Below are 17,291 nucleotides of genomic sequence, written 5' to 3' on the forward strand. Positions count from 1 at the left end.
TATTAAGACGCTCCCTTCCTCACTAATGTTGTGACATTGATTTACATTCACGGAATACGAAATGTTTACAACCCGCACATTTGTGGAGGTCTAGTTGGGTTAATGCGTAATCTATTGCCTCACCCGTATGCTCAAAAAAGTGATCTTCTCCGACAAGCGAATACAACCTTGTTTTCTTAAATACCTCCAAAGGCTGCAGTTGAATTCCCGAAATAAGTACGATCCCACCCAATTTCTCAAAATCTTTCACTAATCGGGCAAGCTTGGACTCGCCGGTCGTATCCATGTAGGGTACTTTCGACATTCGCAATAGTAAAATTTTTGGTCTTAAATAAATCGCATCCATGATGGAATTTTCTAATATAGTTGCGGTGCCGAAGAACAGCGGTCCTGCAAGGGTGAACATACTGATTTGTGGGCAATCATGACCTTCGTTAACCATGTATGCTTTCACTTTCTCATGTTTGTCAGTTGAGTCGGGTAAAACTTTGGCTACCGTCAATAATTCACTCATTCGCTTTACAAACAGAAGTACAGACAAGGTTAAGCCGACTTCAACAGCTGTTGTTAAATTCGTAAGTACGGTTAATAGAAAGGAAATCAGAAGCACAAAAGCATCACTTGTTTTCGTTTTCAGGATGTGAGCAAATTCTTTGCGTTCACTCATATTCCATGCGACCAACATCAAAATGGGGGCCATGCTTGCCAGTGGAATATTAGAAGCGTAAGGAGCAAACAAAATGAGTACAAGAAAAACAACAATACCATGTATGATACCGGACAATGGAGATGCAGCCCCGTGCTTAATGTTGGTTGCTGTTCGTGCAATGGCTCCAGTCGCGGGGATTCCTCCAAAGAGAGGGGTCACTATGTTTGCGATACCCTGCCCAATTAGCTCACGATTACTGTTATGGCGAGTACCGGTCATTCCATCGGCTACAACAGCCGATAGCAAGGATTCTATACCCCCTAGCATGGCAATAATAAGAGCAGGATGAATCAAGGTATACAAACGATCCCAAGTGATGTCTGGGAAATGAAAATGGGGAAGCGTACTCGGAATCGCTCCGAATGAGGAACCAATTGTTGCTACATGTCCTTTGAAGAACAAGGCTGCTATAACACTTGATGCGACAAGCCCCACTAATGAACCAGGAATCTTAGGTAAAAATTTTGGCGTAAGTAGGACTGCTGCTAAGCAAATCGAAGCCGTAACAACACTATAGATATTAATGGATTCCACATGTGTAACGAGTTCTTTCATATTAGGAATAAAATTTTCGTGTTTCTTAATTTCGCTAAGTCCCAAAAAATTAGCGATTTGACCACTGAAGATGATGACAGCAATCCCAGCTGTAAATCCGATGGTTACTGGGCGAGGGATGAATTTAATCAATGCGCCAAGCTTAAATACGCCCATCAAAACAAGAATAATCCCAGCTAAAAATCCGGCAATCAATAAATTTTCGTACCCATATTGTAAGACGATGGCGAAAAGAATCGGGATAAAAGCACCGGTCGGGCCGCCAATTTGAAACCGGGAGCCACCGAGTAAAGAAATTAATATACCGGCAATGATGGTTGTATATATGCCGGACTCAGGCTTGACCCCAGAGGCGATAGCAAACGCCATCCCTAGTGGAATGGCGATAATTCCAACGATTAGTCCCGAAATGAGATCCTTACGAAAGGCGGCTGCATGATATTCTTTATATCTTCCCGTCCATTTCATTTAAGTACCTTCTATTCTCATATATTTGATTATTTGAATATATAAAATGTACTTCTGGGAACTGACAATGTCAAACGCAAAAACCCGGGTTGTTTCCTTGAAAATGAATTGAAAAAGAAATAAAACAAGGTGCTCCTTGAAAATGCTCATGGATGCCCTTGTTTATGGATTATTGCTCATTTCGAATGGTCTCAAGTAGCGAAATAGCGTCGACGAGGTGATTGTCAAAAATCTGCTTGGCGACAGCCAACAACTCCTTAATCAGCGGATCCCGTAATGAATAAATCACTGATGTTCCATCTTTTATGCTGCTCACTACATTTTTATTCCGCAGTACTGAAAGCTGCTGCGAAACGGCAGAGCCTTCCGAATTCAATACGCTCTGTAATTCGTTAACGTTTCTATCGCCTTCGCTTAGCACTTCAAGTATTCGAATTCTCATGGGATGAGCTAATGCCTTAAAGAAGTCGGCTTTAAACTGATGAATATTTTGATGCTGATTCATAGCAGATGCTCCTTAATACTTGAACTTTGGTATATATGCATATAATAGCATATTTCAAAACCTACTTTGTGGACAAGGAATAAGCCGGCATATCATTTGTTATTTGGAGGTATCCGCATTATAATGCTTATTATATTCAAACTTTTGAATATTTGATTGTAAATGAAAGGTGGAGATGCGAATGCCCGGTTTTAATACAAATGATCAATCACAGCTAAATTCGCAATCCATTAACCAATCGGCTTCTAATATAAAAAATATGAGCAGACAGATGGTCATCGAAATTGGCGTTGATGCTTTGAATAAGGTTGGATCCGATTTGATTTGTAAGGTTTGTATTGTGAATAGCGGCTCCTGTTGCAATGGATGTCGTCATCTTGAAAACGGAATTGGATGTAAAACACGCAATACAAGTTGTACAGCGTGGTTATGTGGATTTCTAAAGTTGCTATTATATACAACAGAACTGTTGAAGGATTGGGATGACTTTTGGATACAAGTCCCAGGACAAGACTTTCGTGAAGATTTCACGCCGGAGTTTTTTTTCGTGGAAAAGCCGTTACAAATGAAAAGCATTCGGAGTTTAAGCGAAGCTCTGGCGGCCGACCTGCGGGAGTTAGCGTCCGCACACATTGCGATTGGATTCATCATAACGCTCCGAGAGAAAATAGATAAAAACATTGACCGATGGAGTCAGTGCAAGGATGATCCAAAAAAGCGGAACAGAATCGAAAGAAATATTCAAGCACTCTCAAGTCCGTTCCGCCGTTTCAATAATGAACTGCGTGATTATCGTCTAATTCACTCGAACGCTTAACGATTACGGGTGCCCTGAAAATTCGCGTAAAGGGGACCCGTTTGGCGAGTCAGCCCTGCCCCTGCATCATGCCAATTAGCGAGCTAAGGTCTTCTTCCAATGAAAACTCGCGAACGATCGTTGTCGGGAGTCCGTCGCCGTTCATACGCCAGACGAAGTTGTACACGACAGGCTTTCCCTCTTTCTCCCGGCGAAGAACAACAGATCCGTGATCGTCGTAGACGGTAGTGGTAAGGTACCGCACGTCTTCAGTCGCCCCAAGCGACGTCCCGCCTCCTTCCTTTATGCGGCGAAATGTCTGCATGAACTGCTCCTTCGTAATCGAGACGGTCCGTCCGCTTTGATCGTTCCGAATGTTCACGAAGTCGGGCGCGTAGATCGCGTCCAGTCGATTCAGGTCCAATACGCTCCCCGCTTGAAAATAACGTTCCATCGCTTCGATTAGTGAAGTGTTCTCCATGTTTAATCGCTCCTCAAGTTCGATTTGGTTAAGATCATTGTAAGGAACGTGTATAAACGGAATATAAACGGTTTAGGACGCCGTACCGCTAATTGCATAGCGCAGTTGAACGATGCCTCCGCCGAGGGGCTTACAGTCCAGCAGCTGCACCTGCTTAAATTGATACTGATCGCTGTCGATCAAGAGATTTAAGCCTTTACCTTCCATCACAGGCGCCACATTGAAAATCACTTCGTCTACAAGCCCTTGGCCTAAGAATGAATTATGGATGTCCGCGCCGCCGCTAATAAGAGCGGTTTGATGACCTTGCTCGTGCAGGTGGCTCAGAGCTTCCTCCGGCGATCTTACAACCTTTACACCCGGGATATCCGCGGCGCTCTTGGAAACGACGACGATTTCGATTTCGGTGAAGGGCCCTGGACCGCCATTGCCGCGCATGCCCTCGAACGTCCGACGCCCGACAATGAAGTTTCCTGCTGCTTTGGCTTGCGTAAAGAAATCGTCTAAAGCTTCTTGTTTCGGTGGATTCTTGGGACCGGATTGCGCATAATTGCCATTAGCAGTTAAAGTTGCCCACAACACTGTTTTCATCGTAATATTCCTCCTCAAATTCGGTTCGATAATGTTCGGATAGCGGATGCTATCCGGTCCGGACGATCCTCTTGCACATAGTGCGAAGCATCCTCCAGAATTTCGGTCTTATTCATTGGTAGAGCCTTCTGCCATTTTTCCATCTGTTCGAGCGGGAAGCCGGCGCTATCTTTGGTTCCCCACAAGATATGTGTTGGCAAATCGGACAAATGCGACAGCTTCGATTCGATGGCGGCGAGCCATGCCCGGGCTTTGCGGATATGCCGCGGAAATACCCATGTTGGTATTCGGGACTTCGGCGTCGGGAACGGATCGGTATAGGCTTTACGCAGACGATCCGTGACGTTCTCGGCATGGTGAATCCCATTGGGCACAATGACTTTGGCGAAAAAATTGCGTCGTGTCTGAAGCCAGTATCCAAGAGGCCAGCCGCCCATGGCGAGCGAGAATAGTTTCATCGGTAAAATGGTTGCAGGCCAAGCCCACGTATTCATGACGACAATGCCGCGCAAGTTCTCCCGATGCCGTACCGCGTAATTGAGCCCGACCGGACCTCCCCAATCCTGAACGACTAATATAAAATTCTTCAGATCAAGCTGGCGAATTAGATCCTGTATAGCTTCCGAGTGTTCTTGCGGCGTAAAGCGGTAGCCGCTAGGCGCCTTCGACATGCCGAATCCGGGGTAGTCCGGGGCGATAAGGCGAAAATCGTTGCGGAGCTCCTTAATGACATTCCGATACAGATAGGACCATGTAGGGTTTCCGTGAAGGAGAAGAACCGTCGGCCCTTGCCCTTCATCCACGTAATGGATATGGCCGTCGCCATAAGGCAGCCAGTGGTCGGTGAACGGATACTCCCCGGGGTCTACTTCAAACGGTCTATGCAAGCTGGCCCCTCCTTTCTGATGCGGGATTAGAATGTTTCCTCTTCCTGATTCACATCTTATTCCACCTGTGGTACATTTGAAAAGTAGTTACATTTAAGTGCAATAGTTTCAAAAAATGAACTATGGAGTGGTTATGATGATGGATCAATCCTGTCCGGGTAAGGTTGAACCGATCCTGGAGATTTTGGATGGCAAATGGATGCTTATTCTTCTATTCGAGCTGTTTAATGGCAATAAGCGGTTCGGTGAGCTTCGCCGTAAGCTGCACCCGATCAGCCCGAAAACGTTAACCGATCGCTTGCGGCTGTTAGAGGAGAAGGGTATCGTCACGCGTACGATTTACCCTGGCGTACCGCTGCATGTCGAATACGATCTTACCGAGAGCGGGAGGGGGCTGCAGCCTATCTTCGAGGCAATGTGGACATGGACGCAGAGTTATGGCGCTTACTTGCGGAACGAAACGAACGAGGGAGAAGAAGCAGGAAAGGTGATGTAATAATAACAAAGTGCGGGATTGCCTGAGCGGCCTGCGCCTCCCCGCACTTGTAAAAAACAGGTGCTATTTGCTATGCAGCTTGTTTCCCCCGTGTAAATTTTCCGTTAAATGGATGGTTGAGCGGAATAACAGTATTGACGGTTTTCTATTATTTTTTTACAGTATCTATAGCAACTATTTATTCCAAAACTTGTTAGGGGGAAAATTGTGTTAAGAAAGTTTATGCATGTAGCTGTTGTTGCGTCGATGATTACTTTTTCTATTGCCGCCGCTAGTCCGGCATCCGCAGTTTCACATGAACCGCAGAAGATCGTAGATCAGAAGCTGCTTCTCAATCCATCGGGGGACAAGCGCGTCATCGTGAAATATCGCCCTGAGGCGGCGGCAGCGAAAAAAGCGAGTAAAAAGAAGTATAAAAACCACAAGCTATATAAGCATTTGAATTTGGAGGCCATGACCGTATCGCAGGAGGAACTGAAGGAATTAATCAATGACAGCGATATCCTCTCGATTGAGGAGGATGCGATCGGACGGGGCGCTGTGCAAACCGAGGATTGGGGGATCGCCAGAACCCAGGCCCCTCAAGGCTGGAGCAACGGCTTGACCGGAGAAAACATTAAAGTGGCGGTGCTGGATTCCGGTATTGCGGACCATGATGATCTGGTCATTCAAAGCAAGGTCAACTTCACGGACAGCACAAGCGCAAGCGACATCTTTGGCCATGGCACCCATGTGGCGGGCATCATCGCTGCGAAGAATAACAGCATTGGAACGGTAGGCGCAGCGCCTGATGTGCTCTTATATTCCGCGAAAGTGTTGGGAGACAACAATTATGGTTACTATTCATGGTTTATCGATGGCATCGACTGGGCCATCGACAATAACATGGATATCATCAACATGAGTCTGAGCGGGGATAGCTATTCTTCCGCATTCGAAGATGCATGCAACGCAGCTTATGACAGCGGCATACTTATTCTCGCTGCCGCAGGGAATAACAGCTCCAATACGAGCAGCGATGACCCGGATCGTTATCCGGCTGCGTTCGACTCTGTTATCGCGGTGGCCAATGCGACATCAACGGATGAGAGAAACAGCTCGTCCAACAAGGGACCCTACTTGGAGCTGACTGGACCGGGCACGAGCGTATACAGCACATACAATAATAACGGGTATACGACGATGACCGGAACTTCCATGGCGACCCCCTATGCGGCTGGAATTGCTGCACAATACATGGAGAAGTACCCGGACTATACTGTCGCGCAAATCCGTGCGAAGCTGGATGAGACCGCACAGGATCTAGGTGCTCCCGGCCGCGATAGCTCCTACGGCTACGGCATGGTGCAGGCTCCTTATAGCGTACCTATCGGTGATGGATTATTCGGGCAGTATTATAATAATGCCGACCTCACCGGTCTGGTTACGACCCGCAAAGACGATAAGGTCGATTTCAATTGGGGCTCAGGCAGTCCAGCCTCTGGCGTGGATGCCGACTCGTTCAGCGTCCGCTGGATCGGACAAGTTCTCCCTAAGTACACGGAAACGTATACGTTCTACACCAATACGGATGACGGTGTTCGTTTGTGGGTCAACGGAACGCTCCTTATCGATCACTGGATTAATCAGGCGTTTACCGAATACAGCGGCACCATTTCACTAACAGCGGGTCAGAAGTACGACATTAAGATGGAGTATTATGATAACGTCCTGGATGCGGGCGCACACCTTTCATGGTCAAGCAGCAGCCAGTCGAAGCAAATTATTCCCAAGAATCAATTGTTCGCAGTACTGCCCGCACCTGCTGCACCGACCGGATTGACGGCAACGGCAGGCACCTCACAAGCGTCATTATCATGGAGTGCGGCCAGCAATGCGACGGGCTATAATGTGAAACGCTCGACTACAAACGGCGGACCTTATACGACAGTGGGCACGAATGTACCGGTAACCAGCTTTACCGATACCGGACTTGCCAATAACACGACCTATTACTACGTGGTCAGCGCCGTGAACAGTACGGGCGAAAGCGCTAATTCCGCGCAGGCCAGCATCACTTTGCAGACCAACGGCCTTCTTGGGCAGTACTACAACAACGCTGATCTTACCAGCCTTGTTGCAACGCGCACAGATGCCAACGTCAACTTCAACTGGGGAACGAGCAGTCCAGCCTCCGGTATCGGCAGCGACACATTCAGCGTCCGCTGGACAGGCAAGGTGGCGCCGTTGTATACAGATACCTATACGTTCTACACCAATACCGACGATGGCGTCCGTCTATGGGTCAACGGAACGCTCCTTATTGATCATTGGATTAATCAAGGGGCAACGGAGTACAGTGCCGCCATTACATTAAATGCCGGACAGAAGTACGATATCAAGATGGAATACTACGACGACATCTTTGACGCAGTCGCTCAGCTTTCATGGTCGAGCAGCAGCCAGAGCAAGCAAATCATACCATCCTCGCAATTGTTCATTCCTTAATGAGCTTGAACAATGGCCCTCGCTATTCAAACGCGAGGGCTATTTTTTTCAATTAGGCCGCCTAATCCTCATACTTATCGATATACAGCGTCCCGTCCAACTGAAGCTCTGCGTAAAATACCTGCTCCATTGAAAGGCTAGCTTTCTTTAATTGCTGGTTGAGCCAGGCGACGGAGAGATCCAGTTTATTCAGATTCTTTTCTACGATTTTACGGTCAATGATAAGCGCAGTCGGGATTCTATGAATTGGAGAGACGGCTGCTTGCACATCTTTTTTGGTTGCAGGCTGCAGCTCTTCTTTAACCAGCACGCTCAATTTACCGTCAGGCTCCAGAATGGCGAATTCGACCTCTTCGATGGAGAAGACATCCTTGTTTCGAAGCAGCATGCTTAGATCGTCGATATTGAGGTGCTGCTTAGCCAGTGCTTGTTCCAGGATTTCGCCTCGTTTGATGAGAATGGTAGGCTGGCCGTCGAGAATCTCGCGCGCTTTGACCGAGCGCAATCCGATTAATGCGATGACGAAAGCCATGAGCGACCATAAGACCAAGCTGGATATCCCTTGCAGCAGCGTAATTTGTCTGTTAACGATAATCTCGGCAGTGGTGGAGCCGAAGGTGATTCCCGTAACATAATTGAAAAAAGTTAAATGTCCCACTTGTTTTTTGCCGAGCAAACGGGTTAAAACGAGCAGGGCAACAAAGGACGTTGCCGTACGAAATAGAATTTCCCCATACGTCATTTGCCGAAACCCCTTGCATAACAGATAATGATAAAGTATCCATTATTTTGACACCTATACTGTAAGCGCAGCTTGAGAACCGTATCGTAGGTAACGATAAATTTTAAAATATTTTTTCTCGAAATGTAGAAATCATCATCGTTCAAACGACATCATAACGAAACCAAATTCAAATGAGATTATAAGGAGGAATATTGTATGACGTACACGTTGATGTTCTATGAAAGCCAGGAGGATTTTGCGGCAAGAATAGATCCCGCTCGGAAGGAAGCGTATTTGGCAGGCTGGACGCATTATGTGCGTGCCATCCAAGAAGCTGGAATCGGGGTGTTCGGTTCAGGTCTCTACGGGCCGGAGTCGGCTGCTACGATGAAGCGCCGGGGCGGAGAGGTTGCCGTTCAGGATGGACCGTTCCCGGAGACGAAGGAGCAGCTTGGCGGGATTTACGTGATCAATGTGCCGGATTTGGACACCGCATTAGAGTGGGCGGCTCGGGCGCCCGTCGAAACGGTTGAGGTCAGACAAAACATCCCTGCGCTGTAGTTGTCGGACCTATGACAACGCATCAGGTCATTGAAGAAACGGCACGCGATGCTTACGGCCGTTTGGTTTCTTATCTGGCTGTCAATTGGCGCGATCTGCAGGCGGTTGAGGATGCGCTGGGGGATGCTTTTCTCGCGGCATTGGAGACTTGGCACGCGTCCGGCATTCCAGAAAAGCCGGAAGCATGGCTAGTGAGCATCGCCCGAAGGCGGCTTATCGACCGCGCCCGCCGCACCCGGGTTTCCGAAAGCGCGCTGCCGACGCTCCTTGCTTTATCGGAAGATACGCAGCGCCTGGCTTCGTCCCATGCCGCTTTTCCGGACGAACGATTGAGGATGATGATCCTTTGCACGCACCCGGCAATCGATCCGGCAATGCGTACGCCGCTGATGCTGCAAACGGTGCTGGGGCTCGATGCAGCGCGAATCGCGTCTGCGTTCATCGTCAAACCTTCCGCCATGAGCCAACGGCTTACGCGGGCCAAAGCAAAAATCCGTGCTGAGCGCCTTACTTTTGAAATGCCTGATGCGGAGGAAATTCCGGAGCGCCTCGATTTCGTTTTGGAGGCTATATATGCGGCTTACGGGAGCGGGTGGGACGAGGCGGCCATCGCTGATTCGCCTAGAAAAGGGTTGGCGGAGGAAGCGATTTATCTGGGCAGGCTGCTGCTCCAATTCGCTCCCCGAGATCCGGAGGTATATGGCCTCTTGGCGCTGATGCTGCACTGCGAGGCGCGCCGCAAGGCACGACATGATGAGGAGGGAAGCTATATTCCCCTCTCTGAGCAAGCGTGTACGCGTTGGGAGCGCAGCTTGATTATGGAGGCGGAGCAGTATCTGCACGCTGCCTCGCAAGCTGGCCGAATCGGCCGTTTTCAGCTCATGGCCGCCATTCAATCTGCGCATGCACAGCGTTTATGGACAGGGCGCATGGAGTGGGGGGCGATTGCTCAGCTATATGAGGGACTTATTCATATAAAGCCGACATTGGGCGCATTGGTCGGTCGAGCCGCAGCGGTCGCGGAGGCGTATGGGGCAGAGCAGGGCTTGGCCTTGCTGCAAGCTGTTCCGCCCGCGGAAGTGGTGTCGTATCAGCCCTATTGGGCGCTTGCCGGCCATCTGTACAAGCGGCTGAAGCTGCGAGAGGATGCGCGTTCTGCTTATAGCTTTGCTATCGGATTGAGCGCGGATATTTCCGTAAGACAGTTTTTAAGCCGCCAAGCTTCGGAGCTCTAAGTGCGGCATGGATAGAGAGATCAGAGAGTGGGAGAGAACACCGGAGGGGAGGGCACCTTAAACTAGACCCTTAGTCAAGGACACATTCAAAAAAAGAAGATCAAGCCACACCTAAAAGATGATTCCTGTACTGTACAGGAATCATCTTTTTTAGTCCCCATTGATATCGATGATGATTGTAATATCGGATATAGCGATCGATTTCACGTTTTACTTCAGCAAAAGTCGTGTAGTGTCGACTCTTTACATGATCTTTCATATGTCCGTAGAAGGATTCCTGAGGGGCATTGTCCCAGCAGTTTCCACGTCGGGACATCGACTGCCCTAACCCCTTCTTCTTCAATAACTCTTGATAGGCAGGGCTTGTGTAATGACTTCCTTGATCGGAGTGGATAAAGGCCTCTTTATGGAGTTTCAAACGTTTTTGCTTCATTAGTGATTCAATGGTCTCTGTAGCTAACGGTAGTTGGAGGGAATCGGAGAGGTTGTGGGCCAACAGTTCGCCCGTGGAAGCGTCCAGAATGGTCGACAAATAAGCCGTCTGCGAATTGCCATACGGAAGGTAGGTGATGTCCGTGAGCAGCACAAGACCTGGAAGGTTCTTCTTGAAATCCCGCTGCAGCTTATTGGGAAGTGTTCGGTGTTCCTGAGTAGCTTTAGCCATACGTCGATAAGGGTTAGGTTTCCGATGAGGGCACACCAAGCCTAGTTTCTTCATGATTCTTCGAATACGCTTTAGGTTGTAACAAGTGTCGTACTCGTTCTCTAACGTCATCTTAATGGACCGTGAGCCCTTCTTGTAGCCTCTTCGATTAAAAGCTTTCTTAATGAGCTCGCCTGCTCGTTCATCGGCTGAAGCTCGCTCCTCGCGCTTGTCGGCAGAGTTTAGATAGTTGTAATAACCAGAGCGAGACACGTTTAGGAGTTGGCAAAGATAACGTGTCATACGCTCCAAGCCTTGTTGAACAGCCTCTTGGATTAACTTAAAGCATTCACTTTGGTTTAGGTTTTTCCCGTTTGCTAACAGCCTCCTTTCGTTCCTGTCTGACTTTTTTACGAATGCCAGTTGAGCCTCCAAAAGTTTGATCTTCGCCTCTTGTCTGGCAATGACTTCGGCAGGGGATAGCTCCCGCCTTGCAGGGCGTAGAACGGCCTCTTTTCGCGAATCCGCAAGACCAGTGATCCCGTCTTTCTCGTAAGCTTTCTTCCACCGATCTGCACATTGTTCGATGCGCTTCATCCCGAGGATATCTACTTGAAAACCACATGTTTCGAAAATCTCTCTTGGCGACCGCCCTAACATGTACTCATCGATAAACAGACGCTTGAATTCATCTGCATATGTAATGGATTTTTCACTGACTCGTAAGACATGTGAATTTTTCGATAATAGCTCCTGTTCGTTCTGATTGAAGTATTTTCTGCTCATAAATTCGCCCCCACTGTTCACTTCAGTATACAAAAAACTGGTACCCACACGCTAAACACTTTTTTAAGTGTCCAGAGTATGGGTACCAGTCTACCTGTTAAGGTGCCTTTTTCGCGTGGTGGAAGATCGGGTGACCGGCTGATCGTCCTCCTTGCAATATGTGCAACGGGAACCGGTCTTTGGATGGTGTGTATCGCTATGCCATTGCAATCTGTGCAATCTGTGCAACGACTAACGGCGATTATCCGCCGATACGGGCTGAAACAGTGATGGTATGCCTGAATTCGGCAATTCGTCATTGTACGAAATGCAACGGCAGATCACTTTTATACGAATGGAGGCTCTACTCCTTGCACAGACTGCAACGGGGGATGCTGTAGCGGGCCTAAGTTACGGGAAAAGCGCTTCAATCCAATGATACTCCGTACCGTTACATTGCAATTGTCAAAACCTCGACCGAATATTTCTATTTGAGTGAAGTTCAAGTGTTCGGCTATTAAATAAAAGTCCAACAGAATGGAGAGGCGATAATGGGAAATACGGATAAGTTTGAAATGATCGCTGCTAACTATGACACGCCGGAGAGAATCGAGATCGCAAGGGTATCCTCAGAGGCCATTCGAGGGTGTTTAGTGGATACTGCCGGTAAAAATGCGATCGATTTCGGGTGCGGAACGGGTCTTGTCGGAATGAGCCTGCTAAACGAATTTCATTCCGTGCTGTTTTTGGACACTTCCCCCAACATGATTGCGCAAATCAAACAAAAGATTGCTGATTTCAAGCTGCAGAATGCAGATACATTATGCTTTGATTTTGAAAAGGAAGATCTGACGGAGCTGCGCGCGGATTATATTTTTATGGCGCAGGTTTTGCTTCATATTCCGGATGTGGAATTCGTACTGAAGAGGCTGTTCAATGTTCTTAATGAAGGCGGGCATTTGCTGATCGTAGATTTTGATAAGAATGACAAAGTAGCATCAGACATTGTTCATAACGGGTTTGATCAAGCGGAGCTTGCGGATCGGTTGGCTGCAGTAGGGTATAGGGGCATTCAATCCAAAACATTTTATCATGGAAGAAACATCTTCATGGGCCAGGATGCATCTATGTTTGTTCTGGATTGTCAAAAATAAAACGGATAGGGCTGTTGCGAATGGAGTTGAGGAGACAACTAGACTAGATGTAATCGTTTATACCGCACTATTTTTGGTATAATATTTGGTAGATCAGAAGAAACGAGGGATGGCATTTGTCGTATGTCGTTGATTTTAAAAATGTGTCTACGGTTGGGTTAGAATCTTCTCCTGTAGTAGAAGCGCTTGCCGGATTGCGGGCGAATGAAGCTCGTTACTTTATGACCAAGTACAAGCACGAGTTCACGGTTGTGCCTGCTAGCGAAAGCCAAGAGGATCTTGACTATGTGAACCGCATTCTGAAGGAAGAACGCAATATTGTGTTTGCCGCCAAGCCTTTGGAAACGTCGCGTTTCCAAGTGGAAAACATTCAATTTACGTACGTTTTCTATGAGGATGGGCTTTCGATTAACGTGATGTATACGGTGGATGACCCGAAGAAGCGGGCTGTCGGGTTTAAGCTTTCGGAGGGGATGGAGATCCCGAAGGAGCTGGAGGAGAAGTTCAAATTTGCTAGGCAAAAGTCGAAGCTGGCTGGAACGATCCGCGGCTCATTCTTCGTCATTAAAGGCCAATATTAATTCATGCGTGGGACAGCAATAAGCCTCTACTCCGGTGAACGGAATAGAGGCTTATTTTTGTTTTGCTTCGTAAATCGTACCTATTATTGACAGTCATCAGGAGAGGGCGCTTAGCTCAAACTAGGCATAAACCGGCAATCCGAGCGCTATGCTGTCGAGTTTTATTCGAGTGAGGTGTTTTAACCTGATGAATCGAAAATATGGGGTCGGGCTTGTAGTTACAATAGTTCTGCTCTTCTACGCGGCGGGCTGCACCAAGCCTAACAACAATCACGGCCCTCAACCCCAGCCTCAACCGCATCAATCCCAATCATATAAGTCCAACAAGCAGTCCACCGCCATTGATGACGATAACACGTCGGCGCAGACGATGTTTCCCTCGAAGTATCCAGCATCGATCGGCGTCATCGTAAACAAAAATATCTATTTGCCGCAAACCTATAAGCCGGCAGATTTAGTGTATCCGAACGTGACGTTTCTGTTCGATGAAAAAATCGATAAGCGAAAAATACGCCGGGAAGCGGCGAAGGCGTTGGAGAGATTGTTTGCAGCTGCCAAGAAGGACGGCATTTATTTGAGCGGGGTGTCCGGGTACCGTTCGTACGCTACGCAAAAAGGGCTGTTCGAGCGTTATATGAAAAGGGATGGTTATATGGAGGCGATGAAATACAGCGCGCTGCCCGGCACGAGCGAGCATCAGACGGGACTCGCTATTGATGTTAGCGGCTCGGATGGCAAGTGCGCGGTATCCTCATGCTTCGCGAATACGAAGGAATCGAAATGGCTTAGCCAGCATAGCGCTGAATATGGGTACATCATTCGTTACCCCAAAGGCAAGGAGCATATTACAGGCTACAAGTATGAGCCATGGCATATCCGGTATATCGGCCCGAGCAAAATCTCGTTGGAAATGCGCAAACAGGGCGCCTGCTTGGAGGAATACTACAAGGTGTCATCGGCCAAATAAACGAACGAAAAGCCATCCTGCCCCAGGATGGCTTTCTTTTATTCCAACGCCCCATACTGCCTTGCGATATCCAGAGCGGCCTGTTTGACCTTCAGCGCAATATCAGCAGGCTCAAGCACAATGGCCTCCGTTCGATATTGCAGCACGCTGCGAATCAGCCAATGCTCGCTCAGGTAGGTCGTCCGCACAATCAGCTGGCCGTCCGGCAGCCGTTCAATGGACTTTTCGTCAAAACGGTCCATCACGGATACGGCAACCGATGCTTTAAATTGCAGCACAACGGGAATTCCCGCGTTCGGCTCATTGAGCTCCGGCGCTTCAAACCGGTCGCTCAGCTGCGCAAGCGACTCCGCTCGGCGGATGAAGGTCTCGGCTTGTATGCTTAGCTCCCGAATCCGCGTCAGCTTAAAGATGCGCAAATCGTCGCGCAGCCGGCAATAACCATGCAGGTACCACGCGTAATTTTTGAGCACGAGCGTCAGGGGCTCTACCTCGCGCGTTTGCTCATCGCCCGATCGGCTCGTGTAGTTGAATCGGATGAGCCTCCGTTCGTTCACCGCTTGGCGGAGCAAGTCGTATCGGCTTTGATCGTCGATGCTGTTTTTCCATGGGGTAAAATCGACATGAATACGGTCGCCCTCTCCCGTCCGTCCCTGCTCGGCTTGCGCCACCATCGCGCCAACTTTACTGAGGAGGAGATCCATATTCGAGCGATTATAGGCTTTGGTAGACTCAAGGCCGCGAAGCGCCGTAGAGAGGGTAGTCAGTTCATCGAAGGACAGCAATTGCCGATCGAGCCGGAAGCTGTCCATAATTTCATAGCCGCCCTCCATGCCTGTATAGGAGACGATGGGAATGCCCGCTTGACCGAGCGAGTCGAGATCACGGTAAATCGTGCGCAGAGATACTTCAAGCTGGTCCGCCAGCTCCTGCGCTTGCACCCGTTTTCGGTTCAGCAGCAAAATCGTAATGGTCATTAACCGTTCAAGCTTCATGGTCAGCTCTCCTAAGTCGGCATGGCGCGGCTTGCCGATTGATGAATTAGTGTGCGGCTGCGAGCTCTTCGCCTTCGCTTTCGGCCACGGGGTCCATTTTATCCCGCGTCATTAGGAATGCCGCAGCTAGCGCCAATACGGCGGGAATAAGGCTCCATGCGAACGTTGTTCCAATCGAGCTCGACAGTCCAGCGGTAATGGAATCCAGCAACTGAGGCTCGACCGTTTGGCGAAACGCCGGATTCAGCAGCGCGTGGGGATCGCTTAGGTTTAAGTCGGCGGGAACTGCTATGTCGCCTTTGCCGAAGGCAGCGGTAAGCTTCGCGAGCAGGCTGTGGCTTTGGATAATCCCGAAAATCGTAATGCCCAGCGACATGCCCAGCGAGCGGTTAAAATTCAAGGTCGAGCTTGCCGCCCCGCGCTGTGCCGCAGGGAACGAGTGAAGCACAGACGTGCCTAACACAGAGAAGGTAGCGCCAATTCCAAGACCGATTAGAATCATAATCCCCGTAATGGCGAGTCGAGAAGATTCTACCGTAATTTGGGACAGAAGGGCAAGGCCGATCAGCAGCATCGCCAGCGTTCCGATCATAATGGTTCGGTACTGCAGCTTCGTCATCAGGAACCCGCCTATGGTCGCGGTGACGACGGAGCCCATCATCATCGGCAGCAAGGTCAGCCCCGAATTGGAGGCGGAACCGCCAAGCACGCCCTGCACGTAGATCGGAATAAAAATCGCTGCCGTCATGTAGGCCGCGCCGCTGAGCATGGCAACGAGATTGCTGGTCGTGTACAGCCTGCTGCGGAATAAGCCGAATGAGAGGATCGGCTCCGCCGCCTTTTTCTCCACGATAATGAGCAAGAAAGTAAGCACGGCAAATCCAGCGAACATCCCGATAATTTGCGGCGAATCCCAGGCATACGTCTTCCCGCCCAGCTCCAGGGCGAAAATAAAGCAGACAACAGCGCCGACGAGAAGAATGGAGCCCGCCCAATCGATTTTTTGCCGCGAATGCGCGGCCGATTCCTTGTAGAACAGGGCGATCATAAGCAGGGCAATGAAGCCCAGCGGCAGATTGATGTAGAAGACCCAAGCCCAATTGAGGTGATCGGTGATGTACCCGCCGAGCAGCGGGCCAACGATACTCGACAATCCGAATACCGCTCCGAAAGCTCCCATCATTTTTCCGCGATCCTTAGGCGACACGACATCGAACAAAATCGTGAATGCGATCGATACCATCGCGCCGGCCCCGACCCCTTGCACCGCTCGGAAAATGCTTAGCTCAACGATGGATTGCGCCATTCCGCACAGCGCGGAACCGACCATAAACACGATGATCCCGAAAATGAAGAAGCGTTTGCGCCCGTACATATCGGACAGTTTGCCGAAGATCGGCATGCAGGCCATCTCCGCGACCATATAGGCTGTGGTGACCCAAACGAACTTGTCGAGCCCGCCCATATCCCCGACGATCGTGCCAATTGCCGTTGAGACAATCGTGTTGTCCATGGATGCCATTAGAATGGCAAGAAGCAGTCCTCCAACGATTGCTGCCAGTTTGTTTTTCATCCGTTTCCATTCCTTCCTTGTACCTGAATTGATTGGTGAACAATCATCTGAGACCATCATAACGAACCCTTGTTGACAACAGTATGTCAGGAAAGAAAAGCTTTTGTGGCATTTTAAA

At 49.1% G+C, this 17,291-nt stretch carries 17 protein-coding genes; 8 read left to right on the plus strand and 9 right to left on the minus strand.

The features are described from left to right. Nucleotides 1–22 precede the first annotated feature (22 nt). Both PAECUDRAFT_RS11760 and PAECUDRAFT_RS11765 read right to left on the minus strand, forming a co-directional pair. Nucleotides 23–1,732 (minus strand): SulP family inorganic anion transporter, encoded by a 1,710-nt coding sequence (locus PAECUDRAFT_RS11760; RefSeq protein WP_006038322.1) that lies wholly within the window; start codon nt 1,730–1,732, stop codon nt 23–25. A gap of 169 nt (nt 1,733–1,901) precedes the next feature. After that, nucleotides 1,902–2,237, minus strand: coding sequence for an ArsR/SmtB family transcription factor (locus PAECUDRAFT_RS11765; RefSeq protein ID WP_006038324.1), 336 nt, complete (start codon nt 2,235–2,237; stop codon nt 1,902–1,904). Nucleotides 2,238–2,418: 181 nt separating this feature from the next. Between PAECUDRAFT_RS11765 and PAECUDRAFT_RS24645 the strand changes: the two genes are divergently transcribed. Beyond that, on the plus strand, nt 2,419–3,054 hold the full coding sequence (locus tag PAECUDRAFT_RS24645) for a hypothetical protein (RefSeq protein ID WP_006038325.1): 636 nt from the start codon (nt 2,419–2,421) through the stop codon (nt 3,052–3,054). A gap of 49 nt (nt 3,055–3,103) precedes the next feature. Here PAECUDRAFT_RS24645 and PAECUDRAFT_RS11775 read toward each other — a convergent pair whose 3' ends face one another. The 3 genes from PAECUDRAFT_RS11775 to PAECUDRAFT_RS11785 all read right to left on the minus strand — a co-directional run bounded on the left by PAECUDRAFT_RS11775 (nt 3,104) and on the right by PAECUDRAFT_RS11785 (nt 4,992). Then, nucleotides 3,104–3,514: a nuclear transport factor 2-like protein gene (locus PAECUDRAFT_RS11775; protein WP_006038326.1), complete on the minus strand. Its 411-nt coding sequence runs from the start codon at nt 3,512–3,514 to the stop codon at nt 3,104–3,106. A 72-nt stretch (nt 3,515–3,586) separates the two neighbouring features. Continuing rightward, a complete protein-coding gene (locus PAECUDRAFT_RS11780) occupies nt 3,587–4,105 on the minus strand; it encodes a dihydrofolate reductase family protein (RefSeq protein ID WP_006038327.1) in 519 nt (172 codons plus the stop codon). A gap of 14 nt (nt 4,106–4,119) precedes the next feature. Continuing rightward, nucleotides 4,120–4,992 carry an alpha/beta fold hydrolase gene (locus PAECUDRAFT_RS11785; protein ID WP_006038328.1) on the minus strand — a complete coding sequence of 291 codons (873 nt, stop codon included), beginning with the start codon at nt 4,990–4,992 and terminating at the stop codon, nt 4,120–4,122. 136 nt (nt 4,993–5,128) lie between these two features. On the opposite strand from PAECUDRAFT_RS11785, the gene PAECUDRAFT_RS11790 reads away from it, so the two are divergent. Together PAECUDRAFT_RS11790 and PAECUDRAFT_RS24650 are read left to right on the plus strand one after the other, a co-directional pair. Next, nucleotides 5,129–5,488, plus strand: a complete 360-nt coding sequence (locus tag PAECUDRAFT_RS11790; RefSeq protein ID WP_040712182.1) for a winged helix-turn-helix transcriptional regulator — start codon at nt 5,129–5,131, stop codon at nt 5,486–5,488. A gap of 207 nt (nt 5,489–5,695) precedes the next feature. After that, the gene (locus tag PAECUDRAFT_RS24650; protein WP_006038330.1) at nt 5,696–7,975 is read left to right on the plus strand and encodes a PA14 domain-containing protein; all 2,280 of its coding nucleotides are present in this window, start codon (nt 5,696–5,698) and stop codon (nt 7,973–7,975) included. Nucleotides 7,976–8,036: 61 nt separating this feature from the next. Here PAECUDRAFT_RS24650 and PAECUDRAFT_RS11800 read toward each other — a convergent pair whose 3' ends face one another. Next, nucleotides 8,037–8,717 (minus strand): DUF421 domain-containing protein, encoded by a 681-nt coding sequence (locus tag PAECUDRAFT_RS11800; protein WP_006038331.1) that lies wholly within the window; start codon nt 8,715–8,717, stop codon nt 8,037–8,039. A gap of 198 nt (nt 8,718–8,915) precedes the next feature. On the opposite strand from PAECUDRAFT_RS11800, the gene PAECUDRAFT_RS11805 reads away from it, so the two are divergent. Then, nucleotides 8,916–9,260 carry a YciI family protein gene (locus PAECUDRAFT_RS11805; RefSeq protein ID WP_006038332.1) on the plus strand — a complete coding sequence of 115 codons (345 nt, stop codon included), beginning with the start codon at nt 8,916–8,918 and terminating at the stop codon, nt 9,258–9,260. An 11-nt stretch (nt 9,261–9,271) separates the two neighbouring features. Next, complete coding sequence (locus PAECUDRAFT_RS11810) at nt 9,272–10,495, plus strand: RNA polymerase sigma factor (protein WP_006038333.1); 1,224 nt, start codon at nt 9,272–9,274, stop codon at nt 10,493–10,495. A gap of 100 nt (nt 10,496–10,595) precedes the next feature. On the opposite strand, the gene PAECUDRAFT_RS11815 is transcribed toward PAECUDRAFT_RS11810, so the two are convergent. Continuing rightward, a complete protein-coding gene (locus tag PAECUDRAFT_RS11815; protein ID WP_006038334.1) occupies nt 10,596–11,924 on the minus strand; it encodes an IS3 family transposase in 1,329 nt (442 codons plus the stop codon). A 530-nt stretch (nt 11,925–12,454) separates the two neighbouring features. Between PAECUDRAFT_RS11815 and PAECUDRAFT_RS11820 the strand changes: the two genes are divergently transcribed. The 3 genes from PAECUDRAFT_RS11820 to PAECUDRAFT_RS11830 all read left to right on the plus strand — a co-directional run bounded on the left by PAECUDRAFT_RS11820 (nt 12,455) and on the right by PAECUDRAFT_RS11830 (nt 14,605). Then, nucleotides 12,455–13,057 carry a class I SAM-dependent methyltransferase gene (locus PAECUDRAFT_RS11820; RefSeq protein WP_006038335.1) on the plus strand — a complete coding sequence of 201 codons (603 nt, stop codon included), beginning with the start codon at nt 12,455–12,457 and terminating at the stop codon, nt 13,055–13,057. Between the two features lie 116 nt (nt 13,058–13,173). Then, a complete protein-coding gene (locus tag PAECUDRAFT_RS11825; RefSeq protein WP_006038336.1) occupies nt 13,174–13,638 on the plus strand; it encodes a hypothetical protein in 465 nt (154 codons plus the stop codon). A gap of 187 nt (nt 13,639–13,825) precedes the next feature. Further along, the gene (locus tag PAECUDRAFT_RS11830; protein ID WP_006038337.1) at nt 13,826–14,605 is read left to right on the plus strand and encodes a M15 family metallopeptidase; all 780 of its coding nucleotides are present in this window, start codon (nt 13,826–13,828) and stop codon (nt 14,603–14,605) included. Between the two features lie 38 nt (nt 14,606–14,643). Here the strand turns inward: PAECUDRAFT_RS11830 and PAECUDRAFT_RS11835 are convergent, their stop codons facing one another. Next, nucleotides 14,644–15,600 (minus strand): helix-turn-helix transcriptional regulator, encoded by a 957-nt coding sequence (locus PAECUDRAFT_RS11835; protein ID WP_006038338.1) that lies wholly within the window; start codon nt 15,598–15,600, stop codon nt 14,644–14,646. A 46-nt stretch (nt 15,601–15,646) separates the two neighbouring features. After that, nucleotides 15,647–17,173 (minus strand): MDR family MFS transporter, encoded by a 1,527-nt coding sequence (locus tag PAECUDRAFT_RS11840; RefSeq protein ID WP_006038339.1) that lies wholly within the window; start codon nt 17,171–17,173, stop codon nt 15,647–15,649. Nucleotides 17,174–17,291 lie beyond the last annotated feature (118 nt).

It is taken from the genome of Paenibacillus curdlanolyticus YK9 (assembly GCF_000179615.1).
GTDB lineage: Bacteria > Bacillota > Bacilli > Paenibacillales > Paenibacillaceae > Paenibacillus_T > Paenibacillus_T curdlanolyticus.

Coding starts and splice junctions, on each gene's coding strand:
- PAECUDRAFT_RS11760 (WP_006038322.1), bottom strand. CDS start 1,732: ATGAAATGGACGGGAAGATATAAAGAATATCATGCAGCCGCCTTTCGT.
- PAECUDRAFT_RS11765 (WP_006038324.1), bottom strand. CDS start 2,237: ATGAATCAGCATCAAAATATTCATCAGTTTAAAGCCGACTTCTTTAAG.
- PAECUDRAFT_RS24645 (WP_006038325.1), top strand. CDS start 2,419: ATGCCCGGTTTTAATACAAATGATCAATCACAGCTAAATTCGCAATCC.
- PAECUDRAFT_RS11775 (WP_006038326.1), bottom strand. CDS start 3,514: ATGGAGAACACTTCACTAATCGAAGCGATGGAACGTTATTTTCAAGCG.
- PAECUDRAFT_RS11780 (WP_006038327.1), bottom strand. CDS start 4,105: ATGAAAACAGTGTTGTGGGCAACTTTAACTGCTAATGGCAATTATGCG.
- PAECUDRAFT_RS11790 (WP_040712182.1), top strand. CDS start 5,129: ATGATGGATCAATCCTGTCCGGGTAAGGTTGAACCGATCCTGGAGATT.
- PAECUDRAFT_RS11800 (WP_006038331.1), bottom strand. CDS start 8,717: ATGACGTATGGGGAAATTCTATTTCGTACGGCAACGTCCTTTGTTGCC.
- PAECUDRAFT_RS11805 (WP_006038332.1), top strand. CDS start 8,916: ATGACGTACACGTTGATGTTCTATGAAAGCCAGGAGGATTTTGCGGCA.
- PAECUDRAFT_RS11810 (WP_006038333.1), top strand. CDS start 9,272: ATGACAACGCATCAGGTCATTGAAGAAACGGCACGCGATGCTTACGGC.
- PAECUDRAFT_RS11815 (WP_006038334.1), bottom strand. CDS start 11,924: ATGAGCAGAAAATACTTCAATCAGAACGAACAGGAGCTATTATCGAAA.
- PAECUDRAFT_RS11820 (WP_006038335.1), top strand. CDS start 12,455: ATGGGAAATACGGATAAGTTTGAAATGATCGCTGCTAACTATGACACG.
- PAECUDRAFT_RS11830 (WP_006038337.1), top strand. CDS start 13,826: ATGAATCGAAAATATGGGGTCGGGCTTGTAGTTACAATAGTTCTGCTC.
- PAECUDRAFT_RS11835 (WP_006038338.1), bottom strand. CDS start 15,600: ATGAAGCTTGAACGGTTAATGACCATTACGATTTTGCTGCTGAACCGA.
- PAECUDRAFT_RS11840 (WP_006038339.1), bottom strand. CDS start 17,173: ATGAAAAACAAACTGGCAGCAATCGTTGGAGGACTGCTTCTTGCCATT.